Here is an 18,359-nt window from a genome sequence, read left to right on the forward strand (position 1 = left end):
GAGATACATATGATGCGTATAAGAAAAATGAATACATGGAAGATGGCTGTCGGCTGTCTGATCTGTGTGATCCTTTTCACACCGATTTTTTCTCCGGTTTTTCATGTATCGGAAAAGCAGATTGCATTAAGCGTAATCGATATGCTGGAAGATTGCATGGGTGATGAGTTCTATGATGTACTCAAAGAAGAATTAAAATCAGATAGCGATGATATTTTATCAGATCTGTGGAATTCTGCAAATTCTACAGCAGCAGATCTTGTCAGAAAAGAAACAGAAAAAGAGATCAAAAAGCAGCGAAAAAAGATTAATAAAAACTCAGAATTACAGGACTATTCTTACAGCGGATTGCAATTATTGACAACATCATCACAGACCATTGCAAATAGGATTTTTAGCCGGGATGATGATGACAGAATTTTTGTCGGAGCAATTAACAAAAGTGCAAGAGAGCAGACAGTGAAGCTTATCAATCTGTATAAGGTACGTGTTACCTTTTTCCTGGTTGGTTCGATTACTCTTTTTGTCATCATTTTACTATCGGGATTAAAAAAGAAAAAGATTACCGTTTCATTGATCGCATCGGGTGGCTATCTGCTCCTTTATATCATAGAACAGGCAGTCTGGTATCTGACAATCCCGGCAAAGATAGCGGTTAAGCTAAACAGATATATTGGAAATACAACAAAAAATAACCAATTGCTGTACGAAATGTACAAGCAATTAAAAGAACTCGGAATAGACATTCAGAAGCTTGCAGCCACGATGAAGGTATCTACGGATACGACAAAAGGTTTACTCAAATCCTTTGATGGTACAGCGTTGTATGTAACAGTAGTAGGAGTGGTTCTTCTTGCAGTATGGATGGTGATCACATTTTTTGTGAAAGATAAAGTTGAAACAGATGAGATGCCGACCAGACAGATCATCCAGGATGGCATAATGCCAAATATCCCGGTCGGTCAGCAGTTAGGAGAGATATCTTACAATTCCAATCCGAATAGTAAAAATGGTATAAGCACCGGATCGGAAGTGCAGCTAAGAGATCATGCAGGACAAAATATCCGGAACAATATGGGCTTGCAGCAGCCTAGACAAGATAGGATGGTTTCAGGAGAGCTTCACTACGAGTTAGGTGAACTAAAAGGTGCACAGCTTACTTTAAAGAAAGGAGAAACAATAACGATCGGACGGGATGCGAAGTCTTGCCAGCTTGTTTTGTCAAATCCGTCGGTAGCGGTAAAACAATGTGCAATACGGATGGATCTGTCCGGAATGTTTTATGAGATTGTCAGTTTTGGTTATGGAACAATCCTATATAGCGGACAACAGTCACAGAATCTTAGTATGAATCAGAAGATTCGAGTAGGAAAAGGTACGAGAGTAGCATTTGGTCAGAATCAGGAAATGATCATGCTATTTTAAAAATACAAATAAAGCGGATGGCATTTTCGTAAATGCCTGAATATAGCAACTAAAGGAGGAGATACATATGATATGTAAACATTGCGGAAAAGAAAACGAAGAAGGTTCAAAATTCTGTATGTGGTGTGGTCAGATTTTTGAAGAGCCAAAGAATAGTGCAAAAGTACAGCCTGCTAAGATCTCAACACAGCCGGTAAAGAATAATTCAGATGGTGACAGTCAAAGCAGAAAGGTATCTGCACAGCCTAAAATGTCAGACACGAATATGCATAACGGTCAAAATACCGGCTATCCGTCACAAAAGCAGAACACATATAATAACCAGAATGCATATAACCAACAAAATACCGGTTATCCGTCACAGGGACAGCAAAACGGTAATACATCACAGGGACAGAATGGATATTATGATCCGCATGCAGCGTATCAGCAGCCATATGGGTACAATGATCCATATGGTACACAGTGGGGAATGAATCAGAATATGAACCCCAATATGATGACACAGTCTCCACAAATACACACTATTATCCCTGATTATAATCCAAGCTTGGATTATACACCATTAAGTATGTGGGGATATTTTGGCTATAATTTATTATTTGCTATTCCGCTGATAGGATGGATATTTCTGCTGATCACAGCTTTGGGCGGATTAAGTAATAACGTTAATCTTAGAAATTATGCAAGATCGTTTTTTTGCGTCTTGCTAATCGTTGGGTGCATCTTCTTGTTGATGATAGCACTTTCGGTTTTTACGGTAATATCACTAAATTCTTGATGAAAATTGGAAAGAGCATTGCAATTTTTACAAGATCAAAGCAAAAAATGACAAATATTCTTTTGTCAAAGAAAGTTTATGCTATGTTAGCTATAGACAAAAGAGTAGGATGGCATACAGAAAGAAGGTGATATAACGTGGGCAAGATAAAAGTGAACACATCCCGTTTATCAAAGGATGCACAGACGATACAGACGTGCATTAACAATATCAACTCTACATTAGGTGATATCAGTGATCATGTAAAAGAGCTTGACCGGATGTGGGATGGTCCGGGTAGTGAGCAGTTCAAGAAAGCATTTCATGATGATATCGAAAAGGCTCAAACGATGATCAGTAATCTGACAAAGCTTTATACATATGAAACCAATGCACAAAGCAAATATGAAGAGTGTGAAAGCAAAGTCGGACAGCTTGTGGATGAGATTAAAGTATAAGAGACAAAGGCAGCAGCGTTTGTGAACCATTACAAACGTCTAAATAAAAGCACCAATAAAAAGGAGGAAATGTATTATGGCAAAAACATTTACAGTAACACCATCGGAATTAAGAAGAAAGAAGGAGGATCTGATCAATAAAAATGGTCAGCTTAGCAATAAGATCTCAAAGCTTGTAGAGCTTGAAGCAGCATTGAACCAGCAGTGGGACGGTGATGCAAATGACAAATTCCATGCAGCATTTAATACAGATAAGACAAAGATGGATAAATTCCATACTGCAATTCAGAATTATTGCAACAAATTAGAAGAGATCGTTAAGAAGTATGAGACTACAGAGCAGAAAGTAGCCAATATTGCTTCACAGAGAACGTATCATTAAAAAAGAGCAGGATAACGAAGAATGGATAAACAGATATATGATCTGCCGGACAGATCAGAAAGAGAGGATACGATATGGCTACATTAAAAGTAAGTACACAAAAACTCAGATCAACAGCATCAGAATTCAGATCAGTAGGAAATGCGATCAAAACATTAACAAGTGGTATGACAAATACAGTCAATACAATATCAGGAACCGTATGGCAGGGTGATGCTGCAAATGCATATAAGAGAAAATTCAAAGCATTGGATGATGACATTGCATTGTTATTAAAGATGATCAATGAGCATGTAGAAGATCTGAATAATATTGCACAGGCATATGAACAGGCAGAATCAGAAAATGCCGGATTAGCTGAGTCATTAAATGACAATATTATTTCATAAAAACAGCAGATCATGCGGTACAGGGCGCTGGCATAAAAATGTCAGTGCTCTTAGTCGTACCTGACAGCAGGGAGGAGCTAGGATGAGTGAGTGGATCATATTAGGATTAGAAGGAGTGGGACTATGTGCCTGTATCATAGCTCTTGTACTTATCAGTAAGAAAAAGAAAAAATATACAGAACAGATTGAACAGCAGACAAAAGAAGTGCAGGAGCATACTTTAATGGATGCACTTACAAATGAGAGGGTGAGACATTGAATTATATATTAGCAATATATTCAAAAGAGGCATTTAAAGAATATATATTACCATCAATTGATAATGCAGATTATGAAGTGACTTTGCGTAGCAAAGATTTTTATTTGCAGGATGATATCACATTGCATATGGAAGTATTTACAGAGCAATGGAGCATTAAAAGTTCATCCCATTATGCAATAAGAAAAGAAAACGTCAGAATGGAAAAGAAGCCGTTAGCTGCTAACGATATTGTACAGCTTGTGACAGAGTATGGAGAAAAGCTTGTGATCATTGTAAGAGGTATGCAGTCGGCTTTCCATTCTTTTACAAAATATATGATTGGCAATGCCCAAAGTATTACGATCGGTAAAGGAGAAGAAAATGATATCTCATATGACTTTTTAGGAAGAGTATCAAAGCTTCATGCAAAAATTGTAAAGACTCCACAAGGGTATTGTATTGAGAATCACAGTTCTAACGGAACGTATGTTGATGCAGAAAGAGTCAATGATACAAAAGAACTTTCCTTTGGTGCGTATATCAACATTATCGGATTGCATATTGTATTTCTCGGTAATATGTTAGCAATCGACCCGACGGCGAAAGCATTGGTAAAGCCAAATGTATTAAAAAAATACACGATGAAAGAAGCAAATATAGTCTTTCATGGTTCCGACAGACCGGTGCAGAAAACAGAGAGGCTTTTTCATCGAATACCTCGAAATTATGAAAGTTTGGAAAGCGGTGTCATAGAGATCGAGGAACCGCCACAGAAGCCGCAGACGAAGAAACAGTCGCTTCTTGCAATGATCGCACCATCTTTTACCATGGCACTTCCGATGCTTCTTGGATGTGCATTTATGGTATATGCGTCCAAAGCCAGTGGCGGAGGAAGTTCTCTTTATATGTATTCCGGGCTTGTTATGTCAGTCATGTCAGCAGTGGTAGGTGTTGGCTGGGGCATTATTAATGCAAATTCACAAAAGAAGGAAGAGCAGGAAAATGAAAAGCATCGTTTTGAGGCATATAGTGAATATCTTGTAGAAAAGACAGATGAGATCAAAGCAGCTTACGAAGAAACAGAAAGAAGACTGAATGTAACCTATCCGGATACCATGAATTGTATGGAGTATGACGAGCATACGGGAATGTTATGGAACAGAAATTATTTTCATGACGATTTTCTGTGTGAGAGACTTGGTATCGGGGAAAGAGAATTTCCATTCAAAATTGAGATTCCAAAGAAGAAATTTCGGCTGTTTAAAGATGAATTAGCAGAAAAGCCGGCATTTATTAAGGAAAATTATCAGAAATTGTATAATGTTCCGATTACATTAAATCTGTTACAGGAAAAGCTAGTCGGAGTGATCGGCGGACAAAATAAGACCGGAGCCGTGCAGATCATGCAGATCCTTGCTGCACAGATTGCTGCAAATAACTGCTATACCGATGTAAAGATGGGATTTATCTACAATGGTGAAAGTTCACAGGACTGTGGCAACTGGGATTTTGCAAAGTGGCTTCCGCATACATGGTCAGAAGATCATAATACACGTTTTGTAGCTTCGACGAAAGAAGAAGCCAGTGAAGTTTTTCATGAACTGACAAAGGTTGCCAGAGGACGTTTGAACGGAGACGGACCACAGACAAAAGAAGGAAGCATTCCAAAACCATATTATGTGATCTTTTTATCTGATGCATCTTTGTTAAACGGAGAACTTTTTGCAAAATATGTCTTTGGACGTGAGCCGGTATGTGGTATTACTACGGTGCTTTTGGCACAGAGCAATGATGATCTTCCGAATGAATGTGAATTTATTATTGAAAACACACCGGAATTTTGCGGAATGTATCATGTGAATGAATCAAAGAGCAGCCGTATGCAGATACAGTTTGATCCGATCGTTCCGATGAAATTAGAATGGTTTGCACGTAAGATCTCTGCATTGAAAGTCGTGGAGATGGAAGATGGCGGCGAAGTTCCGAATTCGATCACGTTTTTTGAAATGCTTCATATCGACCGCATTGAAGAATATCCTGTTTTGAAGCAATGGGCAAAGAGCCGTACCTATGAAAATATTAAAGGACAGCTCGGTGAAAAAGTGGGTGGTGCACCATGTTACTTAGATGTACATGAGAAATACCACGGACCACATGGTCTGGTAGCCGGTACAACAGGTTCCGGAAAGAGTGAGACCTTGCAAACATATATTTTATCGCTGGCAGTCAATTACAGCCCGGACGATATCGGTTTCTTCATTATTGATTATAAGGGTGGCGGAATGGCAAACTTATTTGACGGACTGCCACATATGATCGGATCAATATCGAACTTATCCGGTAATCAGGTCAAAAGAGCGATGATATCGATCAAGAGCGAGAACAGAAGAAGACAAAGGGTATTCTCGGAGAATGGTGTTAATAATATCAATCTGTATACAAAACTGTATAAAAACGGAGAAGCAAAAGAACCGATCCCGCATTTGTTTATTATCATAGATGAGTTTGCGGAATTAAAGAGAGAAGAACCGGACTTTATGCGTGAACTGATCAGTGTTGCACAGGTCGGACGAAGTCTTGGTGTACATCTGATCTTAGCTACACAGAAGCCGAGTGGTACCGTAGATGATAACATTTGGAGTAACTCGAAGTTCAGGCTTTGTCTTCGTGTACAGGATCAGCAGGATAGTAAAGATATGCTTCATAAACCGGATGCGGCATATCTGACACAGCCGGGACGTGGTTATCTGCAGGTAGGCAGTGATGAAGTGTATGAGCTGTTCCAGTCCGGATTTAGCGGAGCTGTCTTTGATGAGAATATGGCAGTTGGCAATAAGGAAATCGCAAAACTTCTTACACTATCCGGCAAAGTTGACATGACAGGAAACAGTATTAAAAGGCTTCTTAAGAAACGTTCTGATGTCATCTGGATCGAAAAGCTATGCAAGTTAATGCAGAATATCGAAGCCATGCAGGGACGACAACTTGCTGCAATTGATAATGCAGACCAGAAAGCCGTTTATTATACAGACAGTTTATATGATGAGTTTGAAGAGCAGGAAATGGAATATGCCAGAAGTGAGTATAACACAAACCGCTTAAAAGATTTTGTCAAAGTATACCTGAAAGCACTCACAATAGAAAGCAAAGTCTCATTAGCAGAAAAGATTCTTGCAATTGCCAAAAAGAAAAATATCCGTCTGCCACAGGCAAAAGAAAAGACTCAGCTTGATGTTGTTAAAGAATATTTAGCAAAACTTGCACAGGAGAATAATTATAATCATAAGATCATGCTTTGGATGCCTGTGTTAAAAGAAAATATTTATCTGGAAGATTTCGACGAATATCTGATGCAGAGTTATCAATGGGGCGAATGGCCAAAAGACATTGAGAAAGGCAATTTAAAGATCTTACTTGGTCAGTTTGATGATCCGGCAAATCAGAACCAGATGCCTTTGTACCTGGACTTTTTAGAGGATGGCAATGTTGCGATCTGTGGAACGATCTTATGTGGTAAAAGTACAATGATGCAGACCATGGTCTATGCATTGACACATCGTTTTACGCCGGATGTTGTGCATATTTATTGTATTGATTTTAGCAACAAAATGCTTTCTTCTTTTGAACATGCGCCTCATGTCGGTGGGATCATGGTAGAAGGAGAATATGATAAGATTGCAAAATTCTTCAATATGATCATGCATATTTTAGAGGATCGTAAGAAGAAACTCCGCGGTGGCAATTACAAACAGTATGTACAGGCAGGCAACACGGATATTCCGGCAATTGTTTTATTTGTTGACAACTATGGAGCATTTAAAGAAAAGACGGAAGAAAACTATGAAGATGCAATGATTCAGCTTGCAAAAGAAGGTGTCAGTCTTGGTATTTATATGGTCGTATCAGGTGGCGGATTCAGTATGAGTGAGATCAGCAGCCGTCTGGCAGATAATATTCAGACAGTTCTTTGCTTATCATTGAAAGACAAATATGAATATGCTGAATATCTACATGACATGAGAATTGAAGTGATGCCGGAAAGTGGTGTGAAAGGAAGAGGTCTTGCACATTATGGAGAGCGTATTCTGGAGTTTCAGACAGCGGTTGCATTCAAAGCAATTGATAACTATGCACGCATGGAACGTATTTCTATGATCTGTGATGAGATGAAGGATTCCTGGACTGGTCTTTGTGCCCGTAAGATACCGGAAATTCCTAAGAAACCGGTATGGAGTACATTTGTGGATCTGTATGAATATAAAGAAATGCTTTTGGATAAGGATCATGTGGCAGTCGGCTACAATGAAGCAAATGCCGAAGTGTATGGAATATCTTTGGAAGAGATCTATTGCTATATGGTATGTGGTGCTGGCAGATCAGGCAAGACAAACTTTATGAAGGTCTTTGTACAGTCTGTACTGGATAAAAAAAGCAAAGTCTGCATTATAGACAGCCCAAAGGCAGAATACAAGGTTTACCAAAAAGAAGATATTTCTTATCTGACAGATGCAAAATCGCTGTTTACTTATTTTAAGGATGAACTTACACCGGTATTCCAGAAGAGAAATGCAACAAAGAGAAGTTTATTAGAGCAGGAGAAGGGTGAAGACGAGATTTATCAGGTACAAAGTAAGGAAACACCGTATTTTATCTTTATTTCAGATATGCTTTGGTTCTTTGAAATGGTGTATGGTGCAGAATATGAGATGAAAGGTTTCTTAGAAACATTATTTGAAAAGGGACGTTTCCATCATATTTACTTTATAGGTGAGTTTGCATTGAATCAGGTAAGTGAGCTGCGTGGATATCATGGATTTGAACTTTTTGCAAATTATCATACCGGTATTCATTTTGGCGGAAAGACAATCGATAACTCGCTGTTGTCATTTGATTATATGGATTATACAGAGCAGTCAAAGGGAGAAAAAGCAGGAATCGGTTTCCTTCCGGATGTTACGTCAGAAAACCGGGCTGCAAAGATTGTGATTCCATTAGCACGTAAATAGTTTTTTGCAGGCTTGTAAAAAGCAGTTTAATGGAAAAGGTTTGATAAGCCGGCATGGAAGATAACATGTATTTTCGGAATCTTCTGAGCGAAAGATTCCGAAAGTATTAACAGGAAAAGGAGGAGAAAAATGATCTTAGTAGATGTTTATATTCCGGCAATTGACGAAGTACTTGACTTTGAACTTGATGAACATGCGAAAGTACAGGAACTTATGCGGGAAATGACGGAAATGCTTGTCAGAAGAACAAAAAGCAAAAATGTGGAGCCGGTAGAAAACTTTCTTTTGTATGATAAGGAGACCGGAACAGCACTTCCCTATGATGCTTCATTGCATTCTTATGGGATCAGAAGCGGTGACCGTTTGATGCTGGTATAAAAAATCGGTTATAAGTGAAGTTTTGAAAGATGCAAAATGACGGTAACCGGTTGATACCGGTGTAAGAATCGGTAATGGCTGAGGTGTTGGAAGAAACAAAATAGCAATGAACAATTGATACCGGTATAAAAAAGGGAAACATATTGAAAAACAAAGGAGACAAGCTGTCATGAATGGAAAGAAAAAGCGGATTTTGCAATGGACTGTATGTGGAATAGTATTATTTTTTCTGATGTTTTGTAATGGACAGACAGGTATGGCAAAAGATGACAATACATTGCATCCGCAAAATGCCATTGTCAAGTTATATACAGGCTATGTTGGAAACAGTGATACAACCGGTACTTTTCGGAGTGCAAAGGAATGTTCCGGATGTCTTGTCAGCAATGTAGAAGGCAGTGTTTATCTGGTCGCACCTTATCATGCAATGATATTAGAAGAACAGGAAAGCAATGATTTTCTGAAAGCAAATCATTTGAAAAAAGAAGATGTCACATTAGCACGAAAAGTTGTGATCAGTGGTGATATGCGGGCTGATGTTGAAGTGGTAACATCCAGCCGGGAAAATGACTTTTGCCTGCTTAGTGTAGAAAATGTGATTCAGGAAAAAGAACCGGTTCGCTTTGCTACATCCGGAAAATTAAAAAAAGATGCAATAGTACATGCTTTTGGTTTCCCGGCACAAACACAACAAGGTGCAAGATTTGACCAGAATGATGTAGCAGGGACACAGGGAAATGTGATCGCAATAGGAGATTACATACAGCATACAGCCACCATTGATGCCGGAATGATCGGTGGAGCTTTGGTAGACCAGAACGGTTATTTTGTCGGGATGAATAATCTCGTTTCCGGCCAGGAGGGTTCTTTCTATAGTCTAAACGGTAGTCTGATACAAAACTTGCTGGATAACCGAGGAATTATATATGAGAGCGAATCAAAGGATAAAGCGGTACGCAGTCTGAATAAGGAATTAAAAAAGTGCAGCAAAATCCTTTCCAGTTCAAAATATAAAGCCTCATCGTTGGAAAATCTCAGTACAGCGGTAGAAGAAGTCAACAGAACATTAGAAAGTACAGCTAATTTGTCAGAACATCAGGCAAAACAGTTAGAACAGCAGTTAGAGACAGCACGTAGTCAGTTAAAAAAGAAAACACCGGTGCTGTTTGTCGTTATGATCGTTGCAGGTATAGTGGATGGCATCCTTCTTTTCTGTGTATTGTTGTCTTTTTGCAAACTTCATAAGAAGAAAAAAGAGTTAAAACAAATACAAAGTCCGGTCAGCCAGCAGCCGATACCGCCAATGCAAAGCAATATACCGGTCAGCCAGCAGCTGATACCGCCAATGCAAAGCAATATACCGGTCAGCCAGCCACCTGTACCGCCTATGCAAAGTCAACAGTCCGTACCTTTCGGTGTAACAAACGAAAGCGAAAAGCAACAGCCGATTCCAGTGCAGGATAACATGAACAGAAACAGGATGCAGAATGCAAATGGAATGAGTGAGCTGCAAAAAAGTGTTCAAAAGAGTATCATACCGGAAAACAATACGGCATATGCAGTAAAGAAAAAAGCTTTCCTGCATCGTATCAAAGATGACGAGTTTATACTGATCGCAAAGACACCATTTCTTATTGGCAAGCAGGCAGAGGCAGTCAATTATTGTATCATGCATAACAAAAGTGTCAGCAGGGTACATGCTTCGATTCAAAAGCATAATGGCAGCTACATTTTATATGATATGAACTCGGTCAACGGCACATATTTGAATGGAGAGAGATTAAAGACAGATCCTAAGATGATCAAGCATGGTGACCGGATACAAATTGCAAATGAAGCATTTGAATTTATTATACAAGGCTAGGAAAAGAGGTGAATGAACATGAGTGATGTGCGTATCAAAGTGGATACAGGGCTTATGCTGACTAAGGCAGAAGCAATAAAAACAGAAATCAGAACAATGCGCAAGGACTGGGAGCAGATACAGAAAACTGTAAAAGACATGAAAGGATATTGGGAAGGAGATGCAAGTAATAAAAATGAAGATATTCTGAACAAAGAGCAGGAAGAAGTTGAAGAGGTAATGAAAAGGCTGAGTGAACATCCTGATGATCTGTTAAAAATGGCAAATCTGTATTCTGCAACAGAAACAAACAATGAAGAAGATATTACAGCATTACCATCTGACATTATTACATAAGCAGCCGGATAGAGAGTAGGAGGGATGGATATGGCAAATGCATTGATTAAAGTGGATTTCGAAAAGGCGTTTCAACAAGCAAACGAACTTGATGAGATTGCAGCAAACCTGGATAATTTGCAAAAAACAGATTTAGCGGATTGCATGGCGGAGGTGTCAAGAAACTGGACCGGTGACCATGCGGATAATTATATAAAAAAAGGTGCTAAGACCCGAAATGATATTAACGAGACAGCAAGAGATTTAAAAAATGTGGCAAATGCAATCAGGGAAATGGCCAAGAGACATAAAAAGGCGGAAGAAGATGCCGAAAAGATTGCAAATATCAGAACATATCGAAATTGATTGTATTTGCAAAGTCATTAAGTTTGCTAAATAAACCAGATAAGAGAAGTACAAAAATATTACAGAGGAAAGGTGGAAAAATAATGAAGAAAAACAAGTATTTACCAATAGGAAGTGTTGTTATTTTAAAAGAAGGGGAATTGAAGGTTATGATAACCGGACGACAGCAGGTTCGAACAACTGACAATACAGAATTTGACTATGTCGGTTGTCTGTATCCACAGGGAACCGATGGAGAAAATGTTTTATTGTTTAATGCAGAAGATATAGTGTTGGTTGTATTTATCGGATATCAGGATTTAGATGAGTTGCATTATAAATTTACACTGATCGGCGAAGATGGAGAGGATGAGGTGGAATAATGGCTGTATTTATGGTCGATGCGGAAAAAGCAAAAGGGAATGCGTCTACTATAAAATCTCAAAAAAGAACATTGCAATCATATTCCAGACAGATTATTTCCGTTGCAAATCAGATTCGAATAGGAAATGAAGACCGGCAGTTAAAAAAACAATTGCGTAAAATATCTGAACTTGTTAACGAGAATGCCAAAGATTGCGAAAACCTGGGAAATGCATTGATTGAAATTATATCATTGTATCAAAAAACAGAAAAAGAGATTGTAGACGGTGAGTTTAATAAAGAAAGCGCAGCAACAGGAAAAAATTCTATAGAGAAAAACGATGGAAAATCTGATAAGCAGACAGAAGATCAGCAAAGCATTCTTGATAAACTTAAAGAAAAATTTAATTTAAGTGATATTGCAATGGAAGCATTAAAACTTATTTTGGGGATTATTCCCGGTGTGAATTGTCTTATTGACATGTATGATCTTGTAAAAGATTTATCAGGAGCACTAGAAGATGGAAAATTATCAGCAGGAGAAATTTTTACATTAGCTTTAGACACATTTTCATTAGTTGCTGATGTTGCAAGTTTTGGTGCACTTCTTAAGTCAATGGAAGGCGTTGCAGATGGTATTAAGGTTGCTAAATCAGGAGGCACTGCAGAAAAGCTTTGCAATGTTGCAAAAAATGCAGATACCAGAAAAACTGCTGCAAAAAAGGTTATTGACAAAGGAACTGATGCTGCCAAAAAAATGGTGGACGGTACGAAGAATGGTCATAAAGTTTTAGAAGCTGCGACAAAGGCTGAAAAAGCAACAGATAAACTTAGTGAGAAGGCAGCAAAAAAAATAATCACAAAAGCAGGCGATACACAGATTAGAACCACTGTGACGAAAAAAGCAACGGATTATATCGCTGACAGATCGATCAAGTCGAAAACAGTATATAAAGATGCTCAAAAAGCTGCAGAGAAGTATACGGACAAGCTTATGGAAAATATCTATAGTGCACCAAAGGACTTTGTAAAGGGAAAAGCAAAAGAGAAGGCAAAAAAGAAAATAGTGTATGCATTAGATGGAGGAAGTGGCAGTTCATCATGGTAAAAAAATATATAAAGAATAGTATATTGCATCCGCTTTCATTGCTTGGTGTTTTTTTTGTTTTGATTGCTTTGCTTTTTAGTGCAAGTACGTTATATAAGAGTATGAACCATGCAAAAGAGATTCAAAGAAGAGATAAAATTACTGCAGAAGTTTCAAAAGCATCTCATGTAATAACAAAAAAAAGACATGGAAGATTTGGAAACGGATTACAAAAATATATTCAGAATTTTGATGTTACATATCAATATTCGAATAAAAAATATACGGTTTCATATAGGAATTTTAACTTAGGAAAGCCGGAAGGCTATCAAAAGGGAGATTGTATAACGGTCTATATTAAACCGGATCATCCATCGGATGCTATTGCATCTGCAAAATTGTTCACAGATACAACTGGTGTAAAACAATTGTTCTGTTTATTTGGAATACCGGGTTTAATCATTATTTTATTCCCGAAAGCCTGGATGGAGCAAAATAATTAATGTCTTGAGATAGGGGGGGAGATAATGAATTTTTTTGTACATACAGAAAATTTAAACCAGATTGCAGATATACAAGCAAGTATAAAAACAAAAATGACAAACTGTAACAGCAGAGTGTCACAATGTAGAAAATTGTTGCATGGCTGTCTGTCTATATCAGAGAGTATTCGAATTAACGGATTATTGCAGGAAATAGAAAATCAAATTACATCAGATCAGAAGAAAGTAGAAAAAATGGCAGACACATTAACGAAAGTTTCTAAGCTGTATGCGAATACAGAGAAAGCAATTACCGGTCAACATCAAAAATTGTATGCTCAAGCCAAAATGCCTCCATCTTCTTCAACATCTGAAAAATCCAGCGAAGCTAATAAGATGGCAGAAGCAATCAAAGAGATTAAGAAAATATTGAAGTATGGAGCCAAAGATCTGGATTCAAAAGAAATGAATGCTGCTATCTCATGGCTTGGCATATTATCTTCTGGTGCTATTTTAAAAAATTCCAAAGACCTTAGTGAATTTTGCGGAAATTTGTTGGATTATTCAGGAGATTTATTTGGCTTTAGTGCAAAATCCTATGATGCCGTCACTAAATTGCTGGACAAATTTGGCTCTCCGGCTTTGAAAGAATGGATGCAGTCAGATGCAGGACAGGAGTTGTTGAATGGAAGTAGAACACTTAGCCATGTAAGTTCAGCGTTTACTGTTTTATCAAAAGCGTACGCTGCTTGCAATGGAAGTGAAGACTGGAAAGAAGTGTGTAGAAACTTTTCAAGTTCAACTTCTAAAATAGCAGATGCATTTATTGATTTAATGGATGTTGCAAAAGACAAAGGGGAAGCAGTTGGAAAGTCAGCAGCTTCGGCATATTCAGGACTCGGCAGTATCGCATTGTATTCTCTTGGATATGAACAGGATTATAACAAGAATTTATCGCAAAACATAGCAGATTTGTGGATGGGTGCAGGAGCTTCGGCAGGAAGTTCAATGATTTCCGGTGCTACATTAGGCGTTGTTGACCTGGATGTACAAAAGTTTGTTGATCATGTCAATGATAATGTAGATAAGACGAATACTATTGTTTACGACCAGGGTGGACCTATGTGGCTTATGACAGTAAAGTCATTAGCGTGTGTGCCGGGAGTGGCAGCTTGGAGTGTAGGAGAAACAGTGGCGGATGTTGCAAAAGAAAAAGCAGAGACAATAAAAAGTTTAATTGATTTGGTGAGGTGAGAAAAATGAAGTTGAAACAACCTCTTCCTATTGGAAGTGTTGTGCGATTGAAAAAAGCACAAAATGCGTTAATGATCATAGGAATTATGGTGAAAGACGATAATGGCAACGAAAACGATTATATCTCAGTTATGTATCCGGAAGGTTATATTAGCCGTGATATATTCTTTAAATTTAACCACTCTGATATAGAAGAAATTTTATTTGAAGGTTTTCAATCAAAAGACCGGGAGCAATTTTTAAAATGGATTTCAGACAGCTTAAAGTAAAAAAGGAGGAACCATAATATGAAAAAACAAATGATAGTAATGCTATGTTTCTTATGTATGATTATGTCAGTCACAGCCATCACCGGAAAACAAACGGTTAGTGCAGCATCTAGAACACAGTTAAAACAAAAGATTGAAGACGAAGCAGATGGGAAAGTTTCTAAGATGTATTATGATGACTTTGATTATGACGGACAGAAAGAAGCATTTGCTTTAATTGAGATATCGGAAGATATGTCTGCACTATGGTATGCAAGTGACAGCCAAATAAAAAATTTATCAGACAGTATATTAACATCAGGCAGTATACAGGGAATTTGTAAAGTAACGAGTAATAAAAAAGTATTTGTAATAGAAGGAAGTGCAGGCGGCTGGGGCGGCTGGTCTTACTGTTACTATATTAAAAATGGAAGAGTCATTCAAATAAAAAAAGCAGGAGAAGGATTGACGCATATAAAAGGCAATCTTTTTGCGATTTATCCAAGTGACTTTGACAGTATGCATTCAAGACGTTCTGTTGGCAGTAACATATGGGATTGGACTGGTCATACATGGAAAAAATATTATGTTAAGCTGATCGGAAACACATTTATAAATGTAAAATCACATCAAATATCACAAAAGAATGTTGCAAGTTATACAAATGGGAAAAAATATCTTGCACAGATAAAGAAAGCAGGATATCGTATCGGAAAAATTTATTACAGAGAGAACAAAGTGATCAATGTCAATGTATCAAAAAAAGTAGATGCTGATAATACAGCTTATGAAAATGTTAATTTTGATATAAAAGGAAAAAAATTAAAATTACAAATAAACAATAAAAAGGGAAAAAATATAGTGGAAAAATCATCTTTTAATGGTGTGTATAAAAGAAAAGCATATATAAGAAAAGCTTCATAATGATCATTTCAAATAGGTCAGTTCATTAGAAAAGAGGAAAACTATGCAAAAAAGAAAGAAATATATCGTATGGATGCTTTTTATGGCTATTGTATGCTCTGCAACGATCGGAAATGTACAAAGGACATCGGCTGCAAGTACAAAAGTAACAAAAGCGGTTAATTATGCCAGAAAAGTATACTATGGTACCAATAAGAAGTTAAAAAAATATACGAAAAATTCAATGAAGGGATCGTATAAGGAATATTGGAATAAGAAAAAGCTTGTAAAAGCGATCACGTATTCAACAAAATCATCGTCATATGCAATGAGAGGCTACACGATAGAATATTACTATGATAATCATGAACGTCTGATCTTTGCATATGCTTACCGTAAAGTCAAAGGAAAATTACAGGAACTTAGGGCATATTATGCACCGGATCGAAAGATGTATCGTTATATTGATGCAAAGGGAAGAATCTGGAACTACAGTCAGGGAAGAAACTGGCGATATAGCGAAAAAGATATGCGGGATATATTATTTAGTAAGGGCGAATATTATAGTGCATTAGCACATGAGGGCATAGATAACCCGAATTATTAACAGGATATGGGACGGAATAAGAAAAGGAGAAAACGGATATGAGAAGAAAATTTATTTGTGTGATATGTTGTGCATTGCTTTTAACTTCAGGATGTGGTTCAAATAGCGTTCCTACAAGCAACTCTGTGGTGACGGATACAGAAAATAACAATAATGACTCTGTTGATTCGAACGATGAAGATATGGGTGATGATAGTGCAGAGTTCGAAGAAGAGGATGTGTATGATGAGGATGCAGAGGTAGATGCTATCCAACAAAAATTTTTGAAAGCTGTTCAAGATAATTCGGGATCAGAATTGTATGATATTTCGGTTGATAAAAATGTTACAGGTATGGAACCGGACGATATTGATAGTGAGAAAGATATGCAGGAATCTTTGGAGCAATTAAAAACAGCTTTACATACACTGTACGGTTCAGATGTTCAAATTGATTATGAACAGAGTACTTTTGAAGAATTTGATATTGCAAAATTACAGGAAGCCGTAGAGTATGAAGATGAAGACGGTACTGGCAAAGCAGATGTTGATACTGTAGAAAGTCTAAATAAAACGGTAAAATATGTTCTTGAGTCGAACTGTAATTTACAACGATGTATTAAATCAGATATGACATTTGTGCTAAGTGGTTCAGATGGAGAAGACACACAGACGGTACCATCTTTTATATATAAAGTGGATGATCAATATTTTATGGATACGATGCCTCTATACTGTTTGCTAGAAGAACAGGAGACAGCGGTAAAAAAACGAAAACAAAATATCACAAATTATAGTACATCAGAGTATGACAGATATAAAGGAATGGAAGACGATGATGAGGACTTAGATTATTCATCATTGCTGCTTAAGAGAGAGTAGGACAATAGAAACAATAATGTTGAGAAACTTATAGCAAAAATATAGACATGTACGATCTTAGAACGGGCAAGAAAGTAAGATATAAAAGTTGAGCACCATCAATTCTAAAGAAAGAAGGAAATTAAATTGCTGAAGAAAAAGATGATACAAATATTGTTAGCAGGTGTATTGGTATTTTGTGTAATACAAATAAGTGGAATAAAAGTATTTGCTGCAAATAAGAATATTGCAATGTTGAGCTATATATCAACTCCGGCTACATTGCCACCAATTTACTATACACCATCCATTCCGAAGCAAACACCGATGATCAACGATGCAGCAAGTTTTGATGATTTGATTCCATCTGATAATGATGAAGCATTAGAGAGTAATTCAACACCAAAAGTTTCAAATACCACAAAAAACAAATTAAAAAAAGTCGGTACTGTTTTTTCAGATAAAAAGACGAACCTGAAATATAGTATTGTAAAAAAAGGTACCATAACGAGTGGAAAAGTAACCGGTGCACAGGTCGAATGCAAAGCAGGGATTAAAAAGAAAAATCAGATCATCATCCCGGATACTGTTACATGGAACGGTGTAACATATCAGGTTGTTTCCATTTCAGCAAATGCATTTAAGAACAATACAAAACTAAAGAAGATTAGTATTGGAAAAAATGTAAAGAAGATTGGAAAAAAGGCATTCTATGGATGTAAAAATGTGAAGCAGCTATCAATTAAGTCAAAACAATTTACAGATAAAAAAATAGGGAAAGATTCGTTTGCAAAAATGGGAAAAGGAATGACAGTCAGAATTCCAAAAGAAAAATATGCCTATTATAAAAAGCTCTTAGTGAAAAAAGGCATACGATAAAAAGTAGAGAAAAAGAAAGAAGACCAAAACAGCAGAGGGGAACAGGGCTTCTTTAGCGACGGATGGAAATAAAGTTTATCTTTATTATAAGGCATGGCATAAGATTGAGTAATTGTTTGCAATAAGGTTTTAAA

Annotated in this window: 20 protein-coding genes; all 20 read left to right on the plus strand. The window is 37.2% G+C overall.

Annotated features, from left to right (window positions below; all coding sequences use genetic code 11):
* Positions 1-9 precede the first annotated feature (9 nt).
* The 20 genes from H8700_RS07095 (at position 10) to H8700_RS07190 (ending at position 18,225) form a co-directional block, all read left to right on the plus strand.
* Positions 10-1,425: an FHA domain-containing protein gene (locus H8700_RS07095; protein WP_249304657.1), complete on the plus strand. Its 1,416-nt coding sequence runs from the start codon at positions 10-12 to the stop codon at positions 1,423-1,425.
* A gap of 67 nt (positions 1,426-1,492) precedes the next feature.
* Complete coding sequence (locus H8700_RS07100) at positions 1,493-2,206, plus strand: zinc ribbon domain-containing protein (RefSeq protein WP_249304659.1); 714 nt, start codon at positions 1,493-1,495, stop codon at positions 2,204-2,206.
* Between the two features lie 137 nt (positions 2,207-2,343).
* On the plus strand, positions 2,344-2,643 hold the full coding sequence (locus H8700_RS07105) for a WXG100 family type VII secretion target (protein WP_249304661.1): 300 nt from the start codon (positions 2,344-2,346) through the stop codon (positions 2,641-2,643).
* 76 nt (positions 2,644-2,719) lie between these two features.
* Entirely contained in the window at positions 2,720-3,025 is a 306-nt protein-coding gene (locus H8700_RS07110; RefSeq protein WP_249304664.1) for a WXG100 family type VII secretion target, read from the plus strand.
* A gap of 74 nt (positions 3,026-3,099) precedes the next feature.
* On the plus strand, positions 3,100-3,414 hold the full coding sequence (locus H8700_RS07115) for a WXG100 family type VII secretion target (RefSeq protein ID WP_249304667.1): 315 nt from the start codon (positions 3,100-3,102) through the stop codon (positions 3,412-3,414).
* Between the two features lie 82 nt (positions 3,415-3,496).
* Positions 3,497-3,673, plus strand: a complete 177-nt coding sequence (locus tag H8700_RS07120; protein WP_249304670.1) for a hypothetical protein — start codon at positions 3,497-3,499, stop codon at positions 3,671-3,673.
* Complete coding sequence (essC, locus tag H8700_RS07125; protein ID WP_249304673.1) at positions 3,670-8,661, plus strand: type VII secretion protein EssC; 4,992 nt, start codon at positions 3,670-3,672, stop codon at positions 8,659-8,661. The genes H8700_RS07120 and essC overlap by 4 nt, the downstream gene beginning before the upstream one ends.
* 129 nt (positions 8,662-8,790) lie before the next feature.
* Positions 8,791-9,039 (plus strand): EsaB/YukD family protein, encoded by a 249-nt coding sequence (locus tag H8700_RS07130; protein WP_249304676.1) that lies wholly within the window; start codon positions 8,791-8,793, stop codon positions 9,037-9,039.
* A 169-nt stretch (positions 9,040-9,208) separates the two neighbouring features.
* On the plus strand, positions 9,209-10,903 hold the full coding sequence (locus H8700_RS07135) for an FHA domain-containing protein (protein ID WP_249304678.1): 1,695 nt from the start codon (positions 9,209-9,211) through the stop codon (positions 10,901-10,903).
* Positions 10,904-10,921: 18 nt separating this feature from the next.
* Positions 10,922-11,239, plus strand: coding sequence for a WXG100 family type VII secretion target (locus tag H8700_RS07140; RefSeq protein WP_249304680.1), 318 nt, complete (start codon positions 10,922-10,924; stop codon positions 11,237-11,239).
* 30 nt (positions 11,240-11,269) lie between these two features.
* Complete coding sequence (locus H8700_RS07145; RefSeq protein WP_249304682.1) at positions 11,270-11,584, plus strand: WXG100 family type VII secretion target; 315 nt, start codon at positions 11,270-11,272, stop codon at positions 11,582-11,584.
* 83 nt (positions 11,585-11,667) lie between these two features.
* Positions 11,668-11,946, plus strand: a complete 279-nt coding sequence (locus H8700_RS07150; protein WP_249304684.1) for a DUF4176 domain-containing protein — start codon at positions 11,668-11,670, stop codon at positions 11,944-11,946.
* Entirely contained in the window at positions 11,946-13,034 is a 1,089-nt protein-coding gene (locus H8700_RS07155; RefSeq protein WP_249304686.1) for a hypothetical protein, read from the plus strand. The genes H8700_RS07150 and H8700_RS07155 overlap by 1 nt, the downstream gene beginning before the upstream one ends.
* Positions 13,028-13,516 (plus strand): DUF3592 domain-containing protein, encoded by a 489-nt coding sequence (locus H8700_RS07160; RefSeq protein ID WP_249304688.1) that lies wholly within the window; start codon positions 13,028-13,030, stop codon positions 13,514-13,516. The genes H8700_RS07155 and H8700_RS07160 overlap by 7 nt, the downstream gene beginning before the upstream one ends.
* Before the next feature lie 24 nt (positions 13,517-13,540).
* Positions 13,541-14,749, plus strand: coding sequence for a hypothetical protein (locus tag H8700_RS07165; RefSeq protein WP_249304691.1), 1,209 nt, complete (start codon positions 13,541-13,543; stop codon positions 14,747-14,749).
* A 5-nt stretch (positions 14,750-14,754) separates the two neighbouring features.
* Positions 14,755-15,018 (plus strand): DUF4176 domain-containing protein, encoded by a 264-nt coding sequence (locus H8700_RS07170; protein WP_249304694.1) that lies wholly within the window; start codon positions 14,755-14,757, stop codon positions 15,016-15,018.
* Between the two features lie 18 nt (positions 15,019-15,036).
* Positions 15,037-15,921 carry a hypothetical protein gene (locus H8700_RS07175; protein WP_249304697.1) on the plus strand — a complete coding sequence of 295 codons (885 nt, stop codon included), beginning with the start codon at positions 15,037-15,039 and terminating at the stop codon, positions 15,919-15,921.
* Between the two features lie 43 nt (positions 15,922-15,964).
* A complete protein-coding gene (locus tag H8700_RS07180; RefSeq protein WP_249304699.1) occupies positions 15,965-16,507 on the plus strand; it encodes a hypothetical protein in 543 nt (180 codons plus the stop codon).
* 38 nt (positions 16,508-16,545) lie between these two features.
* Positions 16,546-17,367, plus strand: coding sequence for a hypothetical protein (locus H8700_RS07185; RefSeq protein WP_249304703.1), 822 nt, complete (start codon positions 16,546-16,548; stop codon positions 17,365-17,367).
* Positions 17,368-17,508: 141 nt separating this feature from the next.
* Entirely contained in the window at positions 17,509-18,225 is a 717-nt protein-coding gene (locus H8700_RS07190) for a leucine-rich repeat protein (RefSeq protein ID WP_249304706.1), read from the plus strand.
* Positions 18,226-18,359 lie beyond the last annotated feature (134 nt).

It is taken from the genome of Jutongia hominis, assembly GCF_014384965.1.
Lineage (GTDB): Bacteria > Bacillota > Clostridia > Lachnospirales > Lachnospiraceae > Butyribacter > Butyribacter hominis.

What these genes read in the sequence shown, in the direction of transcription:
- H8700_RS07130 (WP_249304676.1), top strand. Translation starts at nt 8,791, where the DNA reads ATGATCTTAGTAGATGTTTATATTCCGGCAATTGACGAAGTACTTGAC.
- H8700_RS07110 (WP_249304664.1), top strand. Translation starts at nt 2,720, where the DNA reads ATGGCAAAAACATTTACAGTAACACCATCGGAATTAAGAAGAAAGAAG.
- H8700_RS07145 (WP_249304682.1), top strand. Translation starts at nt 11,270, where the DNA reads ATGGCAAATGCATTGATTAAAGTGGATTTCGAAAAGGCGTTTCAACAA.
- H8700_RS07165 (WP_249304691.1), top strand. Translation starts at nt 13,541, where the DNA reads ATGAATTTTTTTGTACATACAGAAAATTTAAACCAGATTGCAGATATA.
- H8700_RS07185 (WP_249304703.1), top strand. Translation starts at nt 16,546, where the DNA reads ATGAGAAGAAAATTTATTTGTGTGATATGTTGTGCATTGCTTTTAACT.
- H8700_RS07120 (WP_249304670.1), top strand. Translation starts at nt 3,497, where the DNA reads ATGAGTGAGTGGATCATATTAGGATTAGAAGGAGTGGGACTATGTGCC.
- H8700_RS07095 (WP_249304657.1), top strand. Translation starts at nt 10, where the DNA reads ATGATGCGTATAAGAAAAATGAATACATGGAAGATGGCTGTCGGCTGT.
- H8700_RS07190 (WP_249304706.1), top strand. Translation starts at nt 17,509, where the DNA reads ATGATACAAATATTGTTAGCAGGTGTATTGGTATTTTGTGTAATACAA.
- H8700_RS07175 (WP_249304697.1), top strand. Translation starts at nt 15,037, where the DNA reads ATGAAAAAACAAATGATAGTAATGCTATGTTTCTTATGTATGATTATG.
- H8700_RS07160 (WP_249304688.1), top strand. Translation starts at nt 13,028, where the DNA reads ATGGTAAAAAAATATATAAAGAATAGTATATTGCATCCGCTTTCATTG.
- H8700_RS07155 (WP_249304686.1), top strand. Translation starts at nt 11,946, where the DNA reads ATGGCTGTATTTATGGTCGATGCGGAAAAAGCAAAAGGGAATGCGTCT.
- H8700_RS07115 (WP_249304667.1), top strand. Translation starts at nt 3,100, where the DNA reads ATGGCTACATTAAAAGTAAGTACACAAAAACTCAGATCAACAGCATCA.
- H8700_RS07180 (WP_249304699.1), top strand. Translation starts at nt 15,965, where the DNA reads ATGCAAAAAAGAAAGAAATATATCGTATGGATGCTTTTTATGGCTATT.
- H8700_RS07140 (WP_249304680.1), top strand. Translation starts at nt 10,922, where the DNA reads ATGAGTGATGTGCGTATCAAAGTGGATACAGGGCTTATGCTGACTAAG.
- H8700_RS07135 (WP_249304678.1), top strand. Translation starts at nt 9,209, where the DNA reads ATGAATGGAAAGAAAAAGCGGATTTTGCAATGGACTGTATGTGGAATA.
- H8700_RS07170 (WP_249304694.1), top strand. Translation starts at nt 14,755, where the DNA reads ATGAAGTTGAAACAACCTCTTCCTATTGGAAGTGTTGTGCGATTGAAA.
- H8700_RS07150 (WP_249304684.1), top strand. Translation starts at nt 11,668, where the DNA reads ATGAAGAAAAACAAGTATTTACCAATAGGAAGTGTTGTTATTTTAAAA.
- H8700_RS07100 (WP_249304659.1), top strand. Translation starts at nt 1,493, where the DNA reads ATGATATGTAAACATTGCGGAAAAGAAAACGAAGAAGGTTCAAAATTC.